15 protein-coding genes are annotated in these 15,291 nt (G+C 74.3%); 3 read left to right on the top strand and 12 right to left on the bottom strand.

The genetic code is table 11. The features are described from left to right. Nucleotides 1-87 precede the first annotated feature (87 nt). Nucleotides 88-801, top strand: coding sequence for an alpha/beta fold hydrolase (locus ACFVU7_RS24540; RefSeq protein WP_388047167.1), 714 nt, complete (start codon nucleotides 88-90; stop codon nucleotides 799-801). Nucleotides 802-894: 93 nt separating this feature from the next. On the opposite strand, the gene ACFVU7_RS24535 is transcribed toward ACFVU7_RS24540, so the two are convergent. Together ACFVU7_RS24535 and ACFVU7_RS24530 are read right to left on the bottom strand one after the other, a co-directional pair. Further along, nucleotides 895-1,308, bottom strand: coding sequence for a cupin (locus ACFVU7_RS24535; protein WP_380775654.1), 414 nt, complete (start codon nucleotides 1,306-1,308; stop codon nucleotides 895-897). Further along, a complete protein-coding gene (locus ACFVU7_RS24530) occupies nucleotides 1,305-2,801 on the bottom strand; it encodes an MFS transporter (protein WP_388047164.1) in 1,497 nt (498 codons plus the stop codon). Before ACFVU7_RS24530 ends, ACFVU7_RS24535 begins: the two co-directional genes overlap by 4 nt. A gap of 57 nt (nucleotides 2,802-2,858) precedes the next feature. On the opposite strand from ACFVU7_RS24530, the gene ACFVU7_RS24525 reads away from it, so the two are divergent. Next, nucleotides 2,859-3,587 carry a TetR/AcrR family transcriptional regulator gene (locus ACFVU7_RS24525; protein ID WP_388047161.1) on the top strand — a complete coding sequence of 243 codons (729 nt, stop codon included), beginning with the start codon at nucleotides 2,859-2,861 and terminating at the stop codon, nucleotides 3,585-3,587. Between the two features lie 50 nt (nucleotides 3,588-3,637). Here the strand turns inward: ACFVU7_RS24525 and ACFVU7_RS24520 are convergent, their stop codons facing one another. From ACFVU7_RS24520 to ACFVU7_RS24505, 4 genes are all read right to left on the bottom strand, one after another. Then, the gene (locus ACFVU7_RS24520; RefSeq protein ID WP_388047158.1) at nucleotides 3,638-4,411 is read right to left on the bottom strand and encodes an SDR family NAD(P)-dependent oxidoreductase; all 774 of its coding nucleotides are present in this window, start codon (nucleotides 4,409-4,411) and stop codon (nucleotides 3,638-3,640) included. A gap of 137 nt (nucleotides 4,412-4,548) precedes the next feature. Then, nucleotides 4,549-5,349, bottom strand: a complete 801-nt coding sequence (locus ACFVU7_RS24515; RefSeq protein WP_049650939.1) for a metal-dependent hydrolase — start codon at nucleotides 5,347-5,349, stop codon at nucleotides 4,549-4,551. A gap of 140 nt (nucleotides 5,350-5,489) precedes the next feature. Next, nucleotides 5,490-6,311 carry a lipase family protein gene (locus ACFVU7_RS24510; protein WP_380741030.1) on the bottom strand — a complete coding sequence of 274 codons (822 nt, stop codon included), beginning with the start codon at nucleotides 6,309-6,311 and terminating at the stop codon, nucleotides 5,490-5,492. 206 nt (nucleotides 6,312-6,517) lie between these two features. After that, a complete protein-coding gene (locus tag ACFVU7_RS24505; RefSeq protein WP_388047155.1) occupies nucleotides 6,518-7,735 on the bottom strand; it encodes an alpha/beta hydrolase family protein in 1,218 nt (405 codons plus the stop codon). A 106-nt stretch (nucleotides 7,736-7,841) separates the two neighbouring features. Between ACFVU7_RS24505 and ACFVU7_RS24500 the strand changes: the two genes are divergently transcribed. After that, nucleotides 7,842-8,492: a TetR-like C-terminal domain-containing protein gene (locus ACFVU7_RS24500; protein ID WP_388047152.1), complete on the top strand. Its 651-nt coding sequence runs from the start codon at nucleotides 7,842-7,844 to the stop codon at nucleotides 8,490-8,492. A 112-nt stretch (nucleotides 8,493-8,604) separates the two neighbouring features. Here ACFVU7_RS24500 and ACFVU7_RS24495 read toward each other — a convergent pair whose 3' ends face one another. From ACFVU7_RS24495 to ACFVU7_RS24470, 6 genes are all read right to left on the bottom strand, one after another. After that, nucleotides 8,605-11,016 (bottom strand): ATP-binding protein, encoded by a 2,412-nt coding sequence (locus tag ACFVU7_RS24495; protein WP_388047149.1) that lies wholly within the window; start codon nucleotides 11,014-11,016, stop codon nucleotides 8,605-8,607. Between the two features lie 13 nt (nucleotides 11,017-11,029). Then, nucleotides 11,030-11,647 (bottom strand): DUF6879 family protein, encoded by a 618-nt coding sequence (locus ACFVU7_RS24490; RefSeq protein ID WP_388047146.1) that lies wholly within the window; start codon nucleotides 11,645-11,647, stop codon nucleotides 11,030-11,032. After that, a complete protein-coding gene (locus ACFVU7_RS24485) occupies nucleotides 11,640-11,909 on the bottom strand; it encodes a hypothetical protein (RefSeq protein ID WP_388047143.1) in 270 nt (89 codons plus the stop codon). The genes ACFVU7_RS24490 and ACFVU7_RS24485 overlap by 8 nt, the downstream gene beginning before the upstream one ends. Nucleotides 11,910-12,086: 177 nt before the next feature. Then, nucleotides 12,087-12,743 (bottom strand): LuxR C-terminal-related transcriptional regulator, encoded by a 657-nt coding sequence (locus ACFVU7_RS24480; RefSeq protein WP_387972519.1) that lies wholly within the window; start codon nucleotides 12,741-12,743, stop codon nucleotides 12,087-12,089. Then, nucleotides 12,707-14,053 (bottom strand): sensor histidine kinase, encoded by a 1,347-nt coding sequence (locus ACFVU7_RS24475; RefSeq protein WP_388047140.1) that lies wholly within the window; start codon nucleotides 14,051-14,053, stop codon nucleotides 12,707-12,709. Before ACFVU7_RS24475 ends, ACFVU7_RS24480 begins: the two co-directional genes overlap by 37 nt. Before the next feature lie 562 nt (nucleotides 14,054-14,615). Beyond that, on the bottom strand, nucleotides 14,616-15,281 hold the full coding sequence (locus tag ACFVU7_RS24470; RefSeq protein ID WP_388047137.1) for a hypothetical protein: 666 nt from the start codon (nucleotides 15,279-15,281) through the stop codon (nucleotides 14,616-14,618). Nucleotides 15,282-15,291 lie beyond the last annotated feature (10 nt).

The following is a 15,291-nucleotide window of genomic DNA, read 5'->3' as shown; positions in this document are numbered from 1 at the left end:
CACGCCCGGCGTCACACCGCCGTCACGTTCACCACGGATACTCGGACGGGCCCACCGCCCGCGCCCCGTACGACGGAGGACCCGCCTGTGACCGCCGCCCCCGACCGCCCCACGTTCCTGCTGGTCCACGGCGCCTGGCACGGCGCCTGGTGCTGGGACCCCCTGCGCGCCGCCCTCGCCGCCGACGGCTGGCGCTCCCACGCCGTGGACCTGCCCAGCTCCGCCGCCCACCCCGACGGCACCCGGTCGGCGGGCCTGCTGGAGGACGCCGCCGTGATCCGCGACCACCTGCGGCGGATCGACGGCCCGGTGGTGACGGTCGCCCACTCCTACGGCGGCGCCCCCGCCACCGAGGCCGTCGCGGGCGCCGCCAACGTGGTGCGGGCGGTGTACGTCTCCGCCTTCCAACTGGACGTGGGCGAGAGCACGTTCTCCTTCCTGGGGATTCCCTCACCGGAGGACGACACGGGCCACACCCCGCCGGACGTCGCCCACGCCCGCCAGGAGTACTACGCCGATGTGCCCGCCGACGTCGCCGACCGCGCGGTGGCCCGGCTGAGCCCGCAGAGCGTCCGGTCCTTCACCGAGCCGGTGACCACGGCGGGCTGGCGCACGGTGCCCTCCAGCTACGTCGTCTGCGACCAGGACCAGGCCCTCGACCTGTCCCAGCAGCACCGGCTCGCGGCCCGCGCCGACACCGTCCACCGGCTGCCCAGCAGCCACTCCCCGTTCCTGTCCATGCCCGGGGAGCTCGCCGCCCTGCTGGCGCGGATCGCCGGCTCCGCCGCACCCTCGGCCTGACGTCAACTTCCTTGGCTGCAAGGGGTGTTGGCGGACATGCCAGGGTGGTCCGGCGCGTGCCGGACCACCCTGCCACGGCCCTCGCCGCGCCGGTCAGCCCGCCTCGGTGCGCGGCTCCAGCCGGGTACCCGTCCGAAGGGTGATCGACATCAGGTCGCTGGGGGCGTCGAGTTCCAACCGGTGCCAGCGGCCCCGGGGCACGATCGCGGCGGTGCCCGCCGTCAGCCGTACCACCGACTCGGCCTCGCCGGGCTCACCGGGCTCGACCGGGCGGAGGAAGAGCCGGACGCCGCCGGCCAGGCAGCAGACCGCCTCCTCGGCCTCGGGGTGCATCTCCCAGTGGTCGGCGTGGACCTCGGCGTCGCTCTCCACGTGGAAGGTCGCGATCTGCCAGGCCCCGGCGTCGCCGCCGGTCATCCGCCGCCCGGTGGCCCGGACGTCGCCGTCGGGGTGGATGTGCAGGGCCGAGGAGAACAGGTCCACGGCCTCGATCGGCGTGGTCGTCATGAGCGGGTTCCTTCCAGTCGGTTCTCCGCGCGGTTCCGCGCGGAGCTTTCTGCCGGGCCCTCCGCTACGGGGGTGAGCGGGTCGGGGAGGCCCGGCGCCCCCGGCCGCCGCCGGGGCAGCACGGCGACCGCCACCAGCGCGGCGAGGACGAAGAGCCCGGCGGTGACGGCCAGTCCGGTGGCGTAGCCGTCGTTGAGGGCGACGGGGTCGGTGGCGCCGCCGGTGCGGTGCGCGGCGACGGTGGCCAGGGCGGCCAGGCCGACGCAGCCGCCGAGCTGGCGCGAGCTGTTGAGCAGGCCGGAGGCCGTCCCGGCCTCGCGGGCGGCCACACCGGTGGTCCCGGCGGCGGCGACCGGGGCCAGGACCAGTCCGGTGCCGACGCTGGTGACCAGCGACGGGCCGAGGACGTCGGTGAGGAAGCCGCCGTCCGGGCTGATCAGCGCGAACCAGGCCAGGCCCGCGGCGGCCAGCACGGCCCCGGGCACCAGGGCGGCCCGCGGAGTGCGGCGCGCGACGACGCGGGTGGCGAGCACGGTGCCCGCGACCAGTCCGGCCGAGAAGGGCAGGAAGGCGAGGCCGGTGGCGGCGGCGCCCAGGCCCAGGACCTGCTGGAGGTAGAGCGAGACGAAGTAGAAGGCGGTGAACTGCCCGGCGGCGGCCAGGAACACCAGCACGTTGGCACCGGCCACCCAGCGGCTGCGCAGCAGGCCGAGGCGGAGCAGCGGCGCGGCGGTCCTGGCCTCGGTGACGGCGAAGGCGGCCAGCAGGGCGCCGGCGGCGGCGAGCGTCCCCAGGGTGGCCGGGGAGCCCCACCCCCGGACGTCGGTGCGGACCACGCCGAACACCAGCAGCCCGATCCCGGCGGTCGCGAGGACGGCGCCGGGCACGTCCGGCCGCTCCCGCCGTACGGACTTCACGGGCTGTCCGGGCCGCGCCTCGGCGGGCAGCAGGGCGAGCGCCGTCGCCACGACGGGCAGGTTGACCAGCATGACCCAGCGCCAGCTCGCGTACTCGGTCAGCAGCCCGCCCGCCAGCACCCCCAGGGCGCCGCCGGCGGCGTTCGTCGCGCTCCACACGCCGAGCGCGCGCACCCGCCCGGGCCCTTCGGTGAACGTGGTGGTGAGCATCGCGAGCGCGGCCGGGGCGGCCGCCGCGGCGCCCACGCCCTGCCCGGCGCGGGCGGCGACCAGCTGCCAGGGCTCCTGGGCCAGCCCGCCACCGAGCGAGCAGAGGCCGAAGACGGCCAGGCCGAACAGGAGCAGCCGGCGCCGTCCGTACAGGTCGCTCGCGCGGCCGCCGAGCAGCAGGAGCCCGCCGAAGGTGAGTGCGTAGACGTGCACGACCCAGGAGAGGTCGAGCGGGGCGAATCCCAGGTCGGTCCGGATCGCGGGCAGGGCGACGTTGACCACCGACATGTCCAGGGCGAAGACGAACTGGGCGACGGCCACCGCCGCCAGCACCCGGCCGGGGCGCCCCCGTGAATTTTTGTACATGTATAGAAAGTAACCCCGGGCGATCCCCACTGTCGAGTCCCGGGTGATGATGGGGTCATGCAGCAGCCCTCCACCCCGCCGTCCGCCACCCCCCAGCCGGCCGGAGCGCGGCCCGCCGCGGCGCAGCCCGCCGCGCGGCGCAAGGCCACCGGTCGGCCTCCCCGCATCTCCCGGGAGGAGGTCGTCACGGCGGCCCGCCGGATCGTGGACGAGGAGGGCGTCGAGCGGCTGACCATGCGCCGCCTGGCCGCCGAGGTCGGCAGCACGCCGATGGCGCTCTACCACCACGTCCGCGACAAGGAGGAGCTGCTCGTCCTGCTGCTGGACGACTACGCCGCGCGAACGCTGCGACCGACGGCGCTCCCGGCCGAGCCGCGCGCACGGGTCGTCGCCGCGGCGGCCGCCATCCACGAGGCGCTCGCCGCCTGTCCGTGGATCGTGGAGGTGCTGACCGGGGACAGCCTGATGTCCGCCCACTCGCTCTGGTTCGTCGAGCAGATCGTCGACGGCCTGGTGGCCTGCGGCCTGTCCCCGGAACGGGCCGTCCAGGGCTACCGCGCCATCTGGTACTACACGGCCGGCGAGATCATGGTCCGCACGTCGACGGCCCGCCGACGGCCAGCCGACGACCGCCCGACCCACCGCCAGCAGGTCTTCGCCGACCTCGACCCGGAGCAACTCCCCCGCCTGGCCGGGCTCGCGGACCGCTGGGCGCCGCTCACCGCCCAGGACACCTACCGGGACGGCCTCGACGCCCTGGTGGACGGCCTGCTCGCGGCCCGCTGAGCGGCCGCGCCGGCGGCCGCACCCCGGTTACCCCCCGACCAGCGCCCCGGCTACTTCCCGACCACCAGGCGGCCGATCGTCCGGCCGAGGAGGCGGGGCGCCAGGCGCCGGGCGGTCCACATCGCGCGGGTGCCGCGCCCGGGGAAGGCCCACAGCCGACCGCGCGCCAGGGCGCGGTCCATCGAGTCCAGGACCGCTTCGGTGCTCAACCCGCGGACCCGGCCCATCAGTTCGGGGGAGTCGTCGCGCATCCGGTCCAGCATCGGGGTCTCCACCGCGGGCGGGCAGACGCACACGACCTGGATCCGGTCCTTCCGGTGCTCGGCCGCGACGGTCTCGGCCAGGAAGTGGACCGCCGCCTTCGCCGCCCCGTACGCCCCGCCCATCGGCACCGGAACCCAGCCCGCGATCGAACCGAGGATGACCACCTGGCCCCCGCCCCGGGCGGCCATGGCGGGGACGACGGCGTGCACCAGGCGGAGCGTGCCGCCGTACACGGTGTCCATCACCCGCAGGGTGTCGGCCGCGTCCCGGTCGAGCAGCCGGCCCATCACGCCGACGCCCGCGCAGTGCACCAGCCGCCGGGGCGGGCCCAGTTCGCGGCCGACGTCCCGGACCACGGCGGCGACCGCCGTACGGTCCGTGACGTCGCAGACGAACGGGCGCGCCCCGGGAGCCTCCCGCGCCAGCCCCGCCAGGCCGGCCGCGTCGACGTCGACCGCCGCGACCGCCCAGCCCGCCCGGGCCAGCCGCAGCGCCGCCGCCCGGCCGATCCCGCTGGCGGCACCGGTGACGATCGCCACCTCTCCCGGTACGGACGCCATCTGTCACGCTCCCAAGGCCGCGAGGAGTACCGGACACGCTCCCGGCGCCGGAGGCCGGCCTCCCCCATCTCCCGCGCCGACCGGTGCCTACCCGGTCGACGCCCCGCCAACTCCCCTCCCCCGAAGGAACATTGACCTCAGCCGTTGCCGAAGAAGCCGAGCGCCCCCGCCCCGCACACCCCGCCGACCCCCATGAACACCGGGGTCAGCACCTTGATCTCCACCCAGCTTCCGGCCCGGAACCGCATGCCCTTCGGCGGCCCGATCGGGTACCAGCGCCGGCGTCCGATCGGGATCGGCCACAGCACCGGGCAGCCCGAGACGGTCAGCGCGTCGCCCAGGCAGTGCACCAGCGCGCCGAGCGCGATCGGCAGGCCGATCCAGAGGTACTGCTGCCCGGGCTCCTCGAACAGCCACTGCGAGCCGTTGCCGGGCTTGTCGAGGACCTCCGCGAGCATCCACGCGCTGGTCGCCCCCAGCAGCCACACCAGGACGTCGCTGGAGACCCGGGCGTGCCGCCACAGCAGTCCCTCGATCGCCAGCACCATGTGCACGAACAGCACCACCAGCACGCCCCAGCGGCCGCCGTACACGGCCACCGCCGCCGCGCCCGCCCCGCACAGCACCGCCCAGAGCCAGGTGTGCGTCAGCGTCCGGTGGCCGCCCGAGCGCCGCGGGTCGCCCTTGCCGCGGGTGGCCTTGTACACCGCGTACGAGAGGTTGTCGATCACCTCGCAGAGCGCCCGGGACACCGGCCCGAACGCCCTGGATATCGTCGCCGCCTTGTGGTCCAGGTCGGGCGCCAGGGCCGCGCCCGCACAGATCAGCGCCCCCGCGAGCAGGACCGGCCAGGGCATCGGCTCCCCCATCCCGGCCGCCGCCGCGCCCACCCCCAGCCAAGCGGCCGCACCCGACAGCGAATGCGCCGGTCCCATCATGTCCGTACACCACCGATCCTCATCAGTTCCGTCCTCACCGCGAGGACCTGAGTTCACGGCAGCCTATCCGTCCAAGATCACCGGGCCCGCGCCCGTCCCGTTCGCCCCCGCCCCGGCGCGAGCCCTCCAGTCCGCGCCGGTCAGGCCAGGGCCTTCTCCAGCGCGGCGAGGTAACTGCGCATCAGGTGGTCGCGGATGCCCTCGCCGTCCGGGGAGAACGCCGCGGCGCCCAGGCCCTTGGCCCGGTCGGTCAGCGCGGAGACCAGCGGGACCTTCTCCTGGACGCGGCCCGCGGAGTCGATGTGGCGCAGCGCCTCGACGTGGGTGAAGGCGGGCTCCGGGGGCAGCTCGGGGACGATGTCGTTGCCGTGCACGAAGCGGTAGGTGCGCCCGCGCAGGCCCTTGTCGTACGCGGCGGCGAGCAGCCGGTCGCAGGTCCGGGGCTGGCCGTAGGTGTAGACGCCGTCGGCCGCCAGGCTCGGCTCCTCCAGGTCGAGCCGGGCGGCGGCGAGCATGGCGAGGGCGCCGCCGAGGCTGTGGCCGGTGAACCACACGGTCTGGTCGCCGGTCCGCAGGTCGGAGAGGGCCTTGGCGACGTCCGGGTAGACGGATTCGAGGGCCTCGGCGAAGCCGTAGTGGACGTAGCCCGTCCGGGCGGGGCCCGGCCAGGGCGGGGTGGTGGAGTCGGTGAGCCAGTCGCGGATCTGCGCGGGCTCGGTGCCGCGGAACGCGGTGACGATCATGTTGTCGCCGGCCATGGTGTAGGCCTGGGTGTCCTGCAGCGGGAACGGCGGGGTGAAGCGCGTCTGGTGGTGGCGCACGGTGTCGAAGCCCCAGGCGCGGGCCTGCTCCTCGATCGCGGCCTCGTCCTGGTAGGCGAGTTCGGCGGCCTTGGCCAGCCAGTACGCGTGCGGGAGGCTGTAGCCGGTGGCGTGCTGGTCGAAGTCGGTGGGGACGGCCATGGGGGCGACTCCTGTCGGGTCGACGGAAGGGACGGCGGGCCTGCCCCAGGGCCCGGCCTGCGCCCTCCACCGGGCGCGCACCGTAACGCCCTGGCGACCAAGGGTGACGCTACCGCCCGCGCGGTTCGTGGGCGACCGGGCACACCGCCGGCCGCCTTCCCTCCCCGGGCGCCCACCAGCGGTGACGCCCTCCCGTCCGACCCCCGTCAGCTCGCGGGCCGGGCGGCCCCGGCCAGGGTGGTGTCCAGCCAGTCGAAGGCCACCTGGTGGAAGCGGAACATGGCGCCCATGTGGCAGTGCTCGCCCGCGCCCTCGGCCTCGGGCAGGGTGACGAGCGTGTGCGGGCAGGTCAGCGCGGCCCGGACCTGCTGGGGCTGGCCGCGGAAGAACTGGTCGTTCTCGGCGTCCAGGACGAGGGTGGGGCAGTCGATGAGCCGGGCGACGCCGTCGAGGGTGTAGTCGGCGGTACGGCGGATGTAGTCCGCCACCGACGCGGCGCCGAACGTCCACACCCCGTTGCGCAGCGCCCAGCGCACCTGGGTGCTCACCTGCATGAACAGGCCCATGACGGGCTCCACGAGGTCGTCCCGGCCGGCCTCGATCCACTCGCGGAGGAACGGCGGCAGGAACCGGTCGTGGGTCTCCCGGTAGTTGTAGAGGCCGTCGTCCAACACCAGGGCGGCCAGGCGGTGTTCGTGGGCGGCGGCGCGGGCGGCCAGGTAGCCGCCGAGGCTGTACCCGAACAGGACCAGCCCGTCGGCGGCGATCTCGGGGCGGGTCAGCGCGTAGTCGACCACCGGGGTCACCACGGCCTCCCAGTCCGGCCGGAAGACCAGCTGCTGCTCGCGCAGCACCGCGCCCTGGCCCGGCCCGTCGTAGGCGAGGACGTTGTAGCCGCGGCGCAGCGCGGCCGCGGCTACGGCGAAGTACGCCTCCTCCAGCGTCGAGTCGAAGCCGCTGGTGAACAGGACGGTGGGGCGCCGGGCGCCGGAGTCGTCGACGAGGAACAGGTAGCCGGGCAGGTGCGTGCCCTCGTAGGGAATGGCCACGGCCTCGACGGGGGTGTCCATCAGGGCCGCCGCCGCGGCGAAGGTCTCCCGGGAGAGGGCGGACAGGCCCTTGGCCTCGGGGTCGTTCGCGGGGTCGTCGCGGCGGTAGAACTCGGCGGTGCGGTAGTAGTTCGACGCGCGCAGCAGGGCCTCGCGGGCGCTGACCCGGTGCCCGGCCGCCAGGGCGCGGCTGCCGATGCCGTGGACGCGCTCCGCGGTGGCCTTCCACTCGCGCAGCCAGGCCTCCTCGTCGCCCTCGCCGATGTTCCGGGCGGTGGCCACGACCTCGCCCAGGTCGGCGCCGCCGTAGTCGGCGAATCCGGCCGCCCGAAGCGTCTCGAAGGAGAAGGACTCGTCCTCGAAGAGGAATCGCATGGTGCACTCCCGGGGTCTTGGCGAGACGGAACCGTTCCGTCTCGCCTATGACGCTAGCCCTCACCCAGTCGAGACGCAAGCGTTCCGCCTGATGTAGGTTCGGGGCATGCCCAGCACCCCCGCGCCCCGGCCGGCCTCCGACACCTCCGCCGCCCCCGACGCCGCCACGCCCCCCGCACGCCGGACGCCCGGCGGGCCGGTGCTCCAGGACTCCGTGACCGAGGCGATCGCGGCCGCCTTCTTCGAGGAACTGGCGGCCGTCGGCTACGCCCGGCTCTCCCTGGAGACGGTCGCCAAGCGGGCCGGGGCGGGCAAGGCCGCCATCTACCGCCGCTGGCCGTCCAAGCTCGACATGACCGTCGCCCTGATCCGCGCCGTGGCCGTGGACGCCTCCGAGACCAAGGACACCGGCACCCTGCGCGGCGACGTCCTCGCCTTCCTCACCGCGACCGCGGACGCGCTGCGCCACCCGCTCCCGGCGAAGATCATCCCCGACCTGCTCGCCGAAGCCGTCCGCACCCCCGAACTCGCACAGGTGCTGCTGACCGCCGTCCGCGACCCCCGCCGCAGCAAGGCCACCGACCTGCTGGAACGAGCGGTCGACCGCGGCGAACTCCCCACCGACCTCGACCGCGAACTCGCCCTCGACCTCCTCGCCGGCCCGCTGTACTGGCGCCTCGCCGTCGTCCACACGGCGACCGCCCCCGACTACCTCGACCGCCTCACCGACAAGCTCCTCGCCGCCTTCGCCGCCTGACCGCCGAGCCACCACCGAGGCGCTCGCACACCAGGCCCGCACCGGCCTCCACCGACCCCCGAACCACCAGCGGCCGTGGCCTCGCCGCACCCGCGACGCGCCACGGCCGCCGTCAGCCCGCCTCCACCCGCCGCGCGATCCGTTCCCGCGCCGCGACCGCCCGCGCGTCCTCGTACCCGTCCAGCAGTGCGAGCGCCTCCGTCCGGTGCCGCCGGGCGGCCTCCGGCTCCTCCGCGGACACCGTCGCCGCCAGGGCGTCGAGGGCGAGTGCCTCGTGCCAGCGGTCGCCGAGTTCGTGGTGGGCGGTGGCGGCCCGGCGGAGGAAGGCGGCGGCCTCGGCGTGACGGTCGAGGTCGCGGTAGGTCTCGCCCGCGCCGTACCAGGCGAGGGCCTCGCGACTGCGGTCGCCGAGGCGGCGGTGGAGGACGGCGGCGCGCTGGTAGGAGTCGAGGGCGTCGGCGGGTTGGCCGTCGGCCCGCTGGGCGTCGCCGAGGGTGAGGAGCCAGAAGCCTTCCAGCCGGTGGTCGCGGAGGTTCAGGGCGATGTCGAGTGCCGCGTGCGCCGAGGCGAGTGCGCCGGCCTGGTCGCCGTCCTCGCGTCGGATGTCGCTCAGCAGGCGCAGGGCGTTTCCCTCCCCCCGCTGGTTCTTCAGTGCGCGGTGAGCGGCCAGCGCCTGACCGACGGCGGTCGCGGCCTCGGGGAGGCGTCCGGCGCGGTAGTGGGTGCTGGCGAGGTTGGCGAGCGTGGTGGCCTCCCACTGGGCCTCGCCCAACGGCCGGAAGGCGGCGAGAGCCTGCTCGAAGTACTGTGCGGCGTCGTCCAGTTGTCGGCGGTGCAGGTGGACGAGTCCCAGCAGGTTGAGCGAGTGCGCCTCGTCGAGCACGTCGCCGCGCTCGCGCCAGAGCGCCAGGGCTCTGCGGTGGCACTCCAGGCTGTCGCCGAGGGAGTTGACCCGGGTGTGCCCCATGCCGAGGTCGGTGAGCAGCAGGGCGCGGGCCGCGGTGTCGTCCAGGCGTTCGGCGGCCGCCAGTCCGAGCCGACCTGCCGGGAGCCAGTCCGCGCCGGGGGCGGAGGGTGCCTGGGCGTTCCAGAGGACGGCGGCCAGCTGCCAGGTCCGCCGGTCCTCGCCCGCGGCGGAGGCGGCGTGGACGGCCTGAAGGAGGTTGACGCGTTCGCGTTCGGCCCAGTCCACGGCGGCGTTGTAGTCGGCGAAGGCCGCCGGCCGGACTCCGTCGGACACCGGGTCGAGCGGTAGCCGGGCCTCGGCCGGCCGCAACCACTGCTGGGCGGCGTCGGCGGTGTGCAGGTACCAGTCGAGCACCCGGCGCAGGGCCGACTGACGCTGTGCGGGGGCCTCCTCGTGCTGGGCCTGGTCGGTGGCGTAGGCGCGCAGGAGGTCGTGGAACTGGTAGCGGTCGGGCGCGCTCTGCTCGACGAGGTGGGCGCCGACGAGGGAGTCGAGGAGTTGCCGGGTCCGGCTGGGGGTGAGGTGGGCGAGGGCGGCCGCGGCGTGGAGCCCGAAGTCGGGGCCGGGGTGGAGGCCGAGGAGCCGGAACAGGCGGGCGACCGGGTCGGGCAGGGCCCGGTAGGACCAGGCGAAGACCGTACGGACGGCGTCGGCGTCCTCGTCGTCGCCCACGCTGAGGGCGTCCCAGAGCGCGGACTCGTCACGGAGGTCGTTGATCAGGTCGTCCAGTCCCATGTGGGGCAGGCTGGCGGCGCGTTCGGCCGCGATGCGCAGGGCCAGCGGCAGTTGGGCGCAGAGGCGGGCCAGTTCGGTGAGCTTCGCCGGGTCGTCCTCGGACCGGTGCCCGGCCGTGACGGCCCGCAGCAGGGCGACGGCCTCGGCCTCGGGCAGGGTCCGCAGAGTGAGCCGGCGGGCGCCGTCGCGTACGGCGAGGCCGGACAGCCGGCTGCGGCTGGTGACCAGGACGAGGCTTCCGGCGCTGCCGGGCAGGAGCGGCCGGACCTGCTGCGCGCTGGCGGCGTTGTCGAGGACCACCAGGACGCGGCGCTCGGCGAGGACCGAGCGGTAGAGGGCGGCCGCCGCGTCGGGATCGGGCGGGACGGCCTGAACGGCGACGCCGAGGGAGGTCAGGAAGCGGTGGAGGGCCTCCTGGGCGGTGACGGGCCGGCCCGGATCGTAGCCGCGGAGGTTGACGTACAACTGGCCGTCGGGGAAGCGGTGCCGGGCCTGGTGGGCCCAGTGCAGGGCGAGCGAGGTCTTCCCCGCGCCGGCGGTTCCGGCGATGACGACGACGGCAGCGGCGGCGTCGGGGTTCGGGTGATCGCCCGCCAAGGCGTCGTTCAGCTGCTGGAGTTCGACCGTACGGTTGACGAAGCCGCGTACGTCGGCGGGCAGTTGGCGCGGAGTCGGGGTGCTGTTCGGCCGGTCGGGTCCGCCGTGGAAGTGGATGCCTCCGCTGACGTCCCTGGCCTGGACCACGTCCTGGGCGGAGGACCCGGACACGGTGGAGCGCGTGCTTCCGGGGTCGCCGGTGGACCCGACGTGCTCGTCTGCCACTGCGCTCCTTTTCCTACGCGGGTGGGAGGAGGTGTGCGGCTTCACGTTCGAAGTACGCCAGAACGTCCTCGCCCACCCGGTGGAGATCCGCGAGATATCCCTCCCACCGGAGGACGAGACCGGGATCGGTGTACCTGATCCCACCGGCCGGAACTCCCGCCTCCGAATACCGCACCTGATAGAGCGTACGGCCGCCGAGAACGACGATTTCCGGCAGCTGTCCGAATTCCTCGGAATCGGCCAGTTCCACGGCGTCGACCATACGGACGCGCTCCCCGCATTCGGCTCGGATCCGCAGCGAGTGCAGCTGCCAGCGCAGGTAGTCCGTCCACGGCCGCTCGACCACTCGCACCCGGTGGAAGAAGGACCGCCGCGCCGCGTCCTCCCGCCCGATCGCGAGCAGCGCCGGGCGCCGGTCCTCCAGAAGTCGCAGCGCCTCGCCCCAGTCGCCCCGCCGGGCGGCCTCCCAGCTCGGGCTGCCCTGCTCCTCGAAGTACTGGCGACGCTCCAACTTCCACGAGTCCCGGCCGCGGATCAGCGCGTCCCGCTCGCGGAAGTCACGCTTGTAGTCGTCCCGGGCGAGGAGCTCGCCCCACTCGGGCCGCAGCTCGGGGGCGTTCCGATCAGGCATCCGGGATGTCCGCCTTCGCCGTGCTCACCATGAGGCCGGGGATGACGACGAGCCGCCCACCCGGGCCCAGGACGACGCCTTCGGGAAGCCGCCCGCGGTAGTCCTCCGTGAGATCGCGACCGATGACGGCGACATCGCCGTTCGAGAGCTGCCAGATGTCCGGGCATTCGTCCTTTCCGTCGGACGATCCCAGTTCCTTGGCGGATTTCCCGAGGCGTTTCTGCAACGAAGCGGAAGGATCGGCTTCCCATCGGCGAGCCATGCCTGCCCCCATTGGTATTGCTCTCGGCGCGGAACCATGGTTGCCGCATCTTACACCTGATGGGGAGTCAGGAGAATGTTCAGTACATTCGCCATGTACTCCTAAATGATCACCATCGCGGGCACATCGGTCCCCTGTGCGACAGAAACTCCGGACACGTGGGCGTCGCACGCCGCCTCAGGGCGTGCGCGTCCCGTCGAGGTAGGCGAGGACGGCGAGGACGCGGCGGTTGTCGTCGTCGGAGGCGCCGAGGTTGAGCTTGGCGAAGATGTTGGAGGTGTGCTTGCTGACGGCGCCCTCGCTGAAGTGCAGCCGTTGGGCGATGGCGGCGTTGGAGCGGCCTTCGGCCATCATGGCGAGGACGTCGCGTTCGCGCGGGGTGAGGAGGGCGAGGGGCTGGTCGTCGGCGTTGCGGGCGAGGAGGCGGGAGATGACCTGGGGGTCCATCACGGTGCCGCCGGCGGCGACGGTGTGGACGGCGTCGACGAACTGGTCGGCCTTGGAGACGCGGTCCTTGAGGAGGTAGCCGACGCCGCCGGTGCCGTCGGCGATCAGCTCCCGGGCGTAGAGCTGTTCGACGTGCTGGGAGAGGACGAGGACCGGCAGGCCGGGCCGTACGCGGCGGGCGGCGAGCGCGACCTGGAGTCCCTCATCGGTGTACGTGGGGGGCAGGCGGACGTCGACCACCGCGATGTCGGGGCGGTGTTCGGCGATGGCGGCGGCCAGTTCGGGGCCGCTCTCCACCGCTGCGACGATCTCGTGCCCGTGGGCACTGAGCAGCAGGGAGAGGCCGTCCCTCAGCAGGACGAGGTCCTCAGCGAGGACAACACGCACGGTAGCTCCATGATCAGCCTGGTCGGACCCCCCGGGGGGCTGGTCAGCGTGAGCGTACCGTCGAACGCGGCGAGTCTGCGCCGGATGCCCCGCAGGCCGCTGCCCCCGTCGGGGTCGGCGCCGCCGCGGCCGTCGTCGGTGACTTCGGCGCGGAGCAGTCCGGCGGCATGGGTGAGGTGCACGGTGGCGTGCCGGGCCTCGCCGTGCTTGACGGCGTTGGTGAGCGCCTCGCTGACGGCGAAGTAGACCGCCGACTCCACCGGCGCCTCGGCCCGTCCGGGCAGTTCGGCCCGGACCTCGACCTTCAGCGGGACGTCCAGCGCCAGCGCCCGTACGCCTTCGACGAGGCCGCGTTCGGCGAGCACCGGCGGGTGGATGCCGCGGACCAGGTCGCGCAGTTCCTGGAGCGCCTGGGTGACGTTCTCCTGGGCGTCCGTCGCCACCTGCTTCGCCTGGCCCGGGTCGCGGTCGACCAGTGCCGCGACCGCGCCGAGGCGCAGGCTCACCGCGACCAGTCGGGCCTGCGCGCCGTCGTGCAGGTCCCGTTCGATCCGGCGCAGTTCGGCGGCCTGGGCCTCGGTGGCGTCCAGCCGGATCTCGGTGAGCTGCTCGACCCGCCGGGCGAGCCGGGAGCGTTCGGTGGGGCCGAGCAGGGCGCGGGTCCACCGGCCGTGCAGGCGCAGCGCGGGCCGGGCGAGGGCGAGTCCGGCAGCGATCGGCACCGGGCCGAGGAGGCCGAGGAGCAGCGCGACCGGGCCGCCGAACGGCAGGTCGTACGGCAACGGCGCCTGGACCACCCCGTACAGGCCGGCGCCGACCAGCAGCACGGGCGCGGCCGCGATGCCGCCGCCGACCAGCGGGTCGGCGAGCACCCAGAGGACGTCGCGCCAGGTCGCCGGGTCGGTCCAGAGCCAGCGGACGTCGAGGGACATGCCGGCGAACCAGCGGTTCCGGTGGTAGTCGTGGCCGGTCCAGTACCAGCCGTGGAGGGTGCGTTCCAGGGTCGGGCGCGGCCGGTACGGCGGCGGTACGGGCACCTGCGACCAGTGGCCGGCCGCCCACCGGGCGGCTCCGGCGGCGGAGCGGACCATCCGGGTGGCGGTCGGGAAGAACGGGAAGATCCCGAGGCAGCCCCAGATCACGAACGACAGCAGGAAAGCCGTCGTCAGCCCCACCCCGACCGGTATCAGCAGCGTGAAGGCGGCGAGCCGCCCGAGCGCCCGTACGGCGGCGCGCAGCTCACGGGCGGCGCCGCGGCCCGGTTCGGCGGTGTCCGGCTCACGGGCGGCTGGGGTCTGCGGGCTGCTCACGGGGCCTCCGGTCGGATTCGGTCGTACGGGCCGTTCATGATCGCAGCCGTCCGCTCGCACGTCCCCCCGGGCACCACCCCCCGCTGACCGCGAGTCAGCCGACGCGCCCCCAGCACGAACCCGACCGCCGACGGCAGGTACCGGGCCAGGAACCAGCCCCGATTGGCCGGCGCGAAGACCGACCTCCCAACGCCACCGCGCCCCGAACCGCTTGCGCAACCCCGACAGCCGCAACACCGGACCCCCCGCCCCGCGCGCACCGTTCCGTACACCTCGCCCTCCCCGCATCACCACGCCCGCCCGCAACCTCGGACGGCACGCGATCAACGCTAGGGACGGCGGCGCGACGGCAGAATCCACCTGCACCCCGGCCAGGGGTGGGGCTGGCCCCACCCCGCCCCAGCCCGCCGCCGACGCTGAGGACCACTCAACGGGGGAACTCGCTTGGCGTGATCGAGGACAGCGATGCCTTAGCCTCCGGCCACCCCAGATCGTCAAGGCTTCTCCCCACACGCGCGGGGCAGTCGGCAGCCGCAGCTCTGACGAGAGCCATGCACCACCCTCAGCCGTCCGCCACGGCCCAGCCCACCGCATGGGCCCGCGCCGCGACGGCGTCGAAGCTCGCGGTAGCCGACAGCGCGGCGACCATACGGCGGTCGAGCGGAGCACCCTTCAGCACGGCCTCCACCGCCCCCCGGTCGACGGGCCGTTCGTAATACTCCTCCGCGAAGTCGATGAACGCCTGCGCGGGATCGGAACCGGTGAGGATGTCGAACAGCCAATCAGCGCCGTCCGTCTCCCCCTCGGCGAGTTCGACCGGACCGCACCGCCATCCGCCGGACCCGGCCTCGTACCAGGCACACACGGTCGCGTCGAAGAACCCGTCGAACTGGAACTCGGGCGCCTGCGCGAACTCCGCGAGCGATTCCGGCAGGCCGTCCAGCAGACCGGGCCAGTGCGCGCGTTCGTCCTCCCGCCACGGGGAGGCGTCGCTTTCATGGTCGAAGCCGTAGAGGAACACCCCGTCCGGACCGAAGACGATGTCGTACTGGTCACCGGACCCGTTGTCCATCCCGGCCAGGTCGACGCCCGGACGCCAGTCGGCCACGAACGTGTGGCTGGGGCCGCCGGGCGCAGAAACGATCGTGTTCAGCAACGCCACCGCGCGGCAGCGGGCTCGCAGTTCCTGGGGTTCGGGAAGGACGGCCATGAGTTCGTGAACGGACATGGCGCACACT

The sequence above is a fragment of the Kitasatospora sp. NPDC058046 genome, from assembly GCF_042885595.1.
GTDB lineage: Bacteria > Actinomycetota > Actinomycetes > Streptomycetales > Streptomycetaceae > Kitasatospora.
The sequence above is the reverse complement of the archived record's forward strand: the minus strand, read 5'-3'. Positions and strand labels throughout refer to the sequence as shown.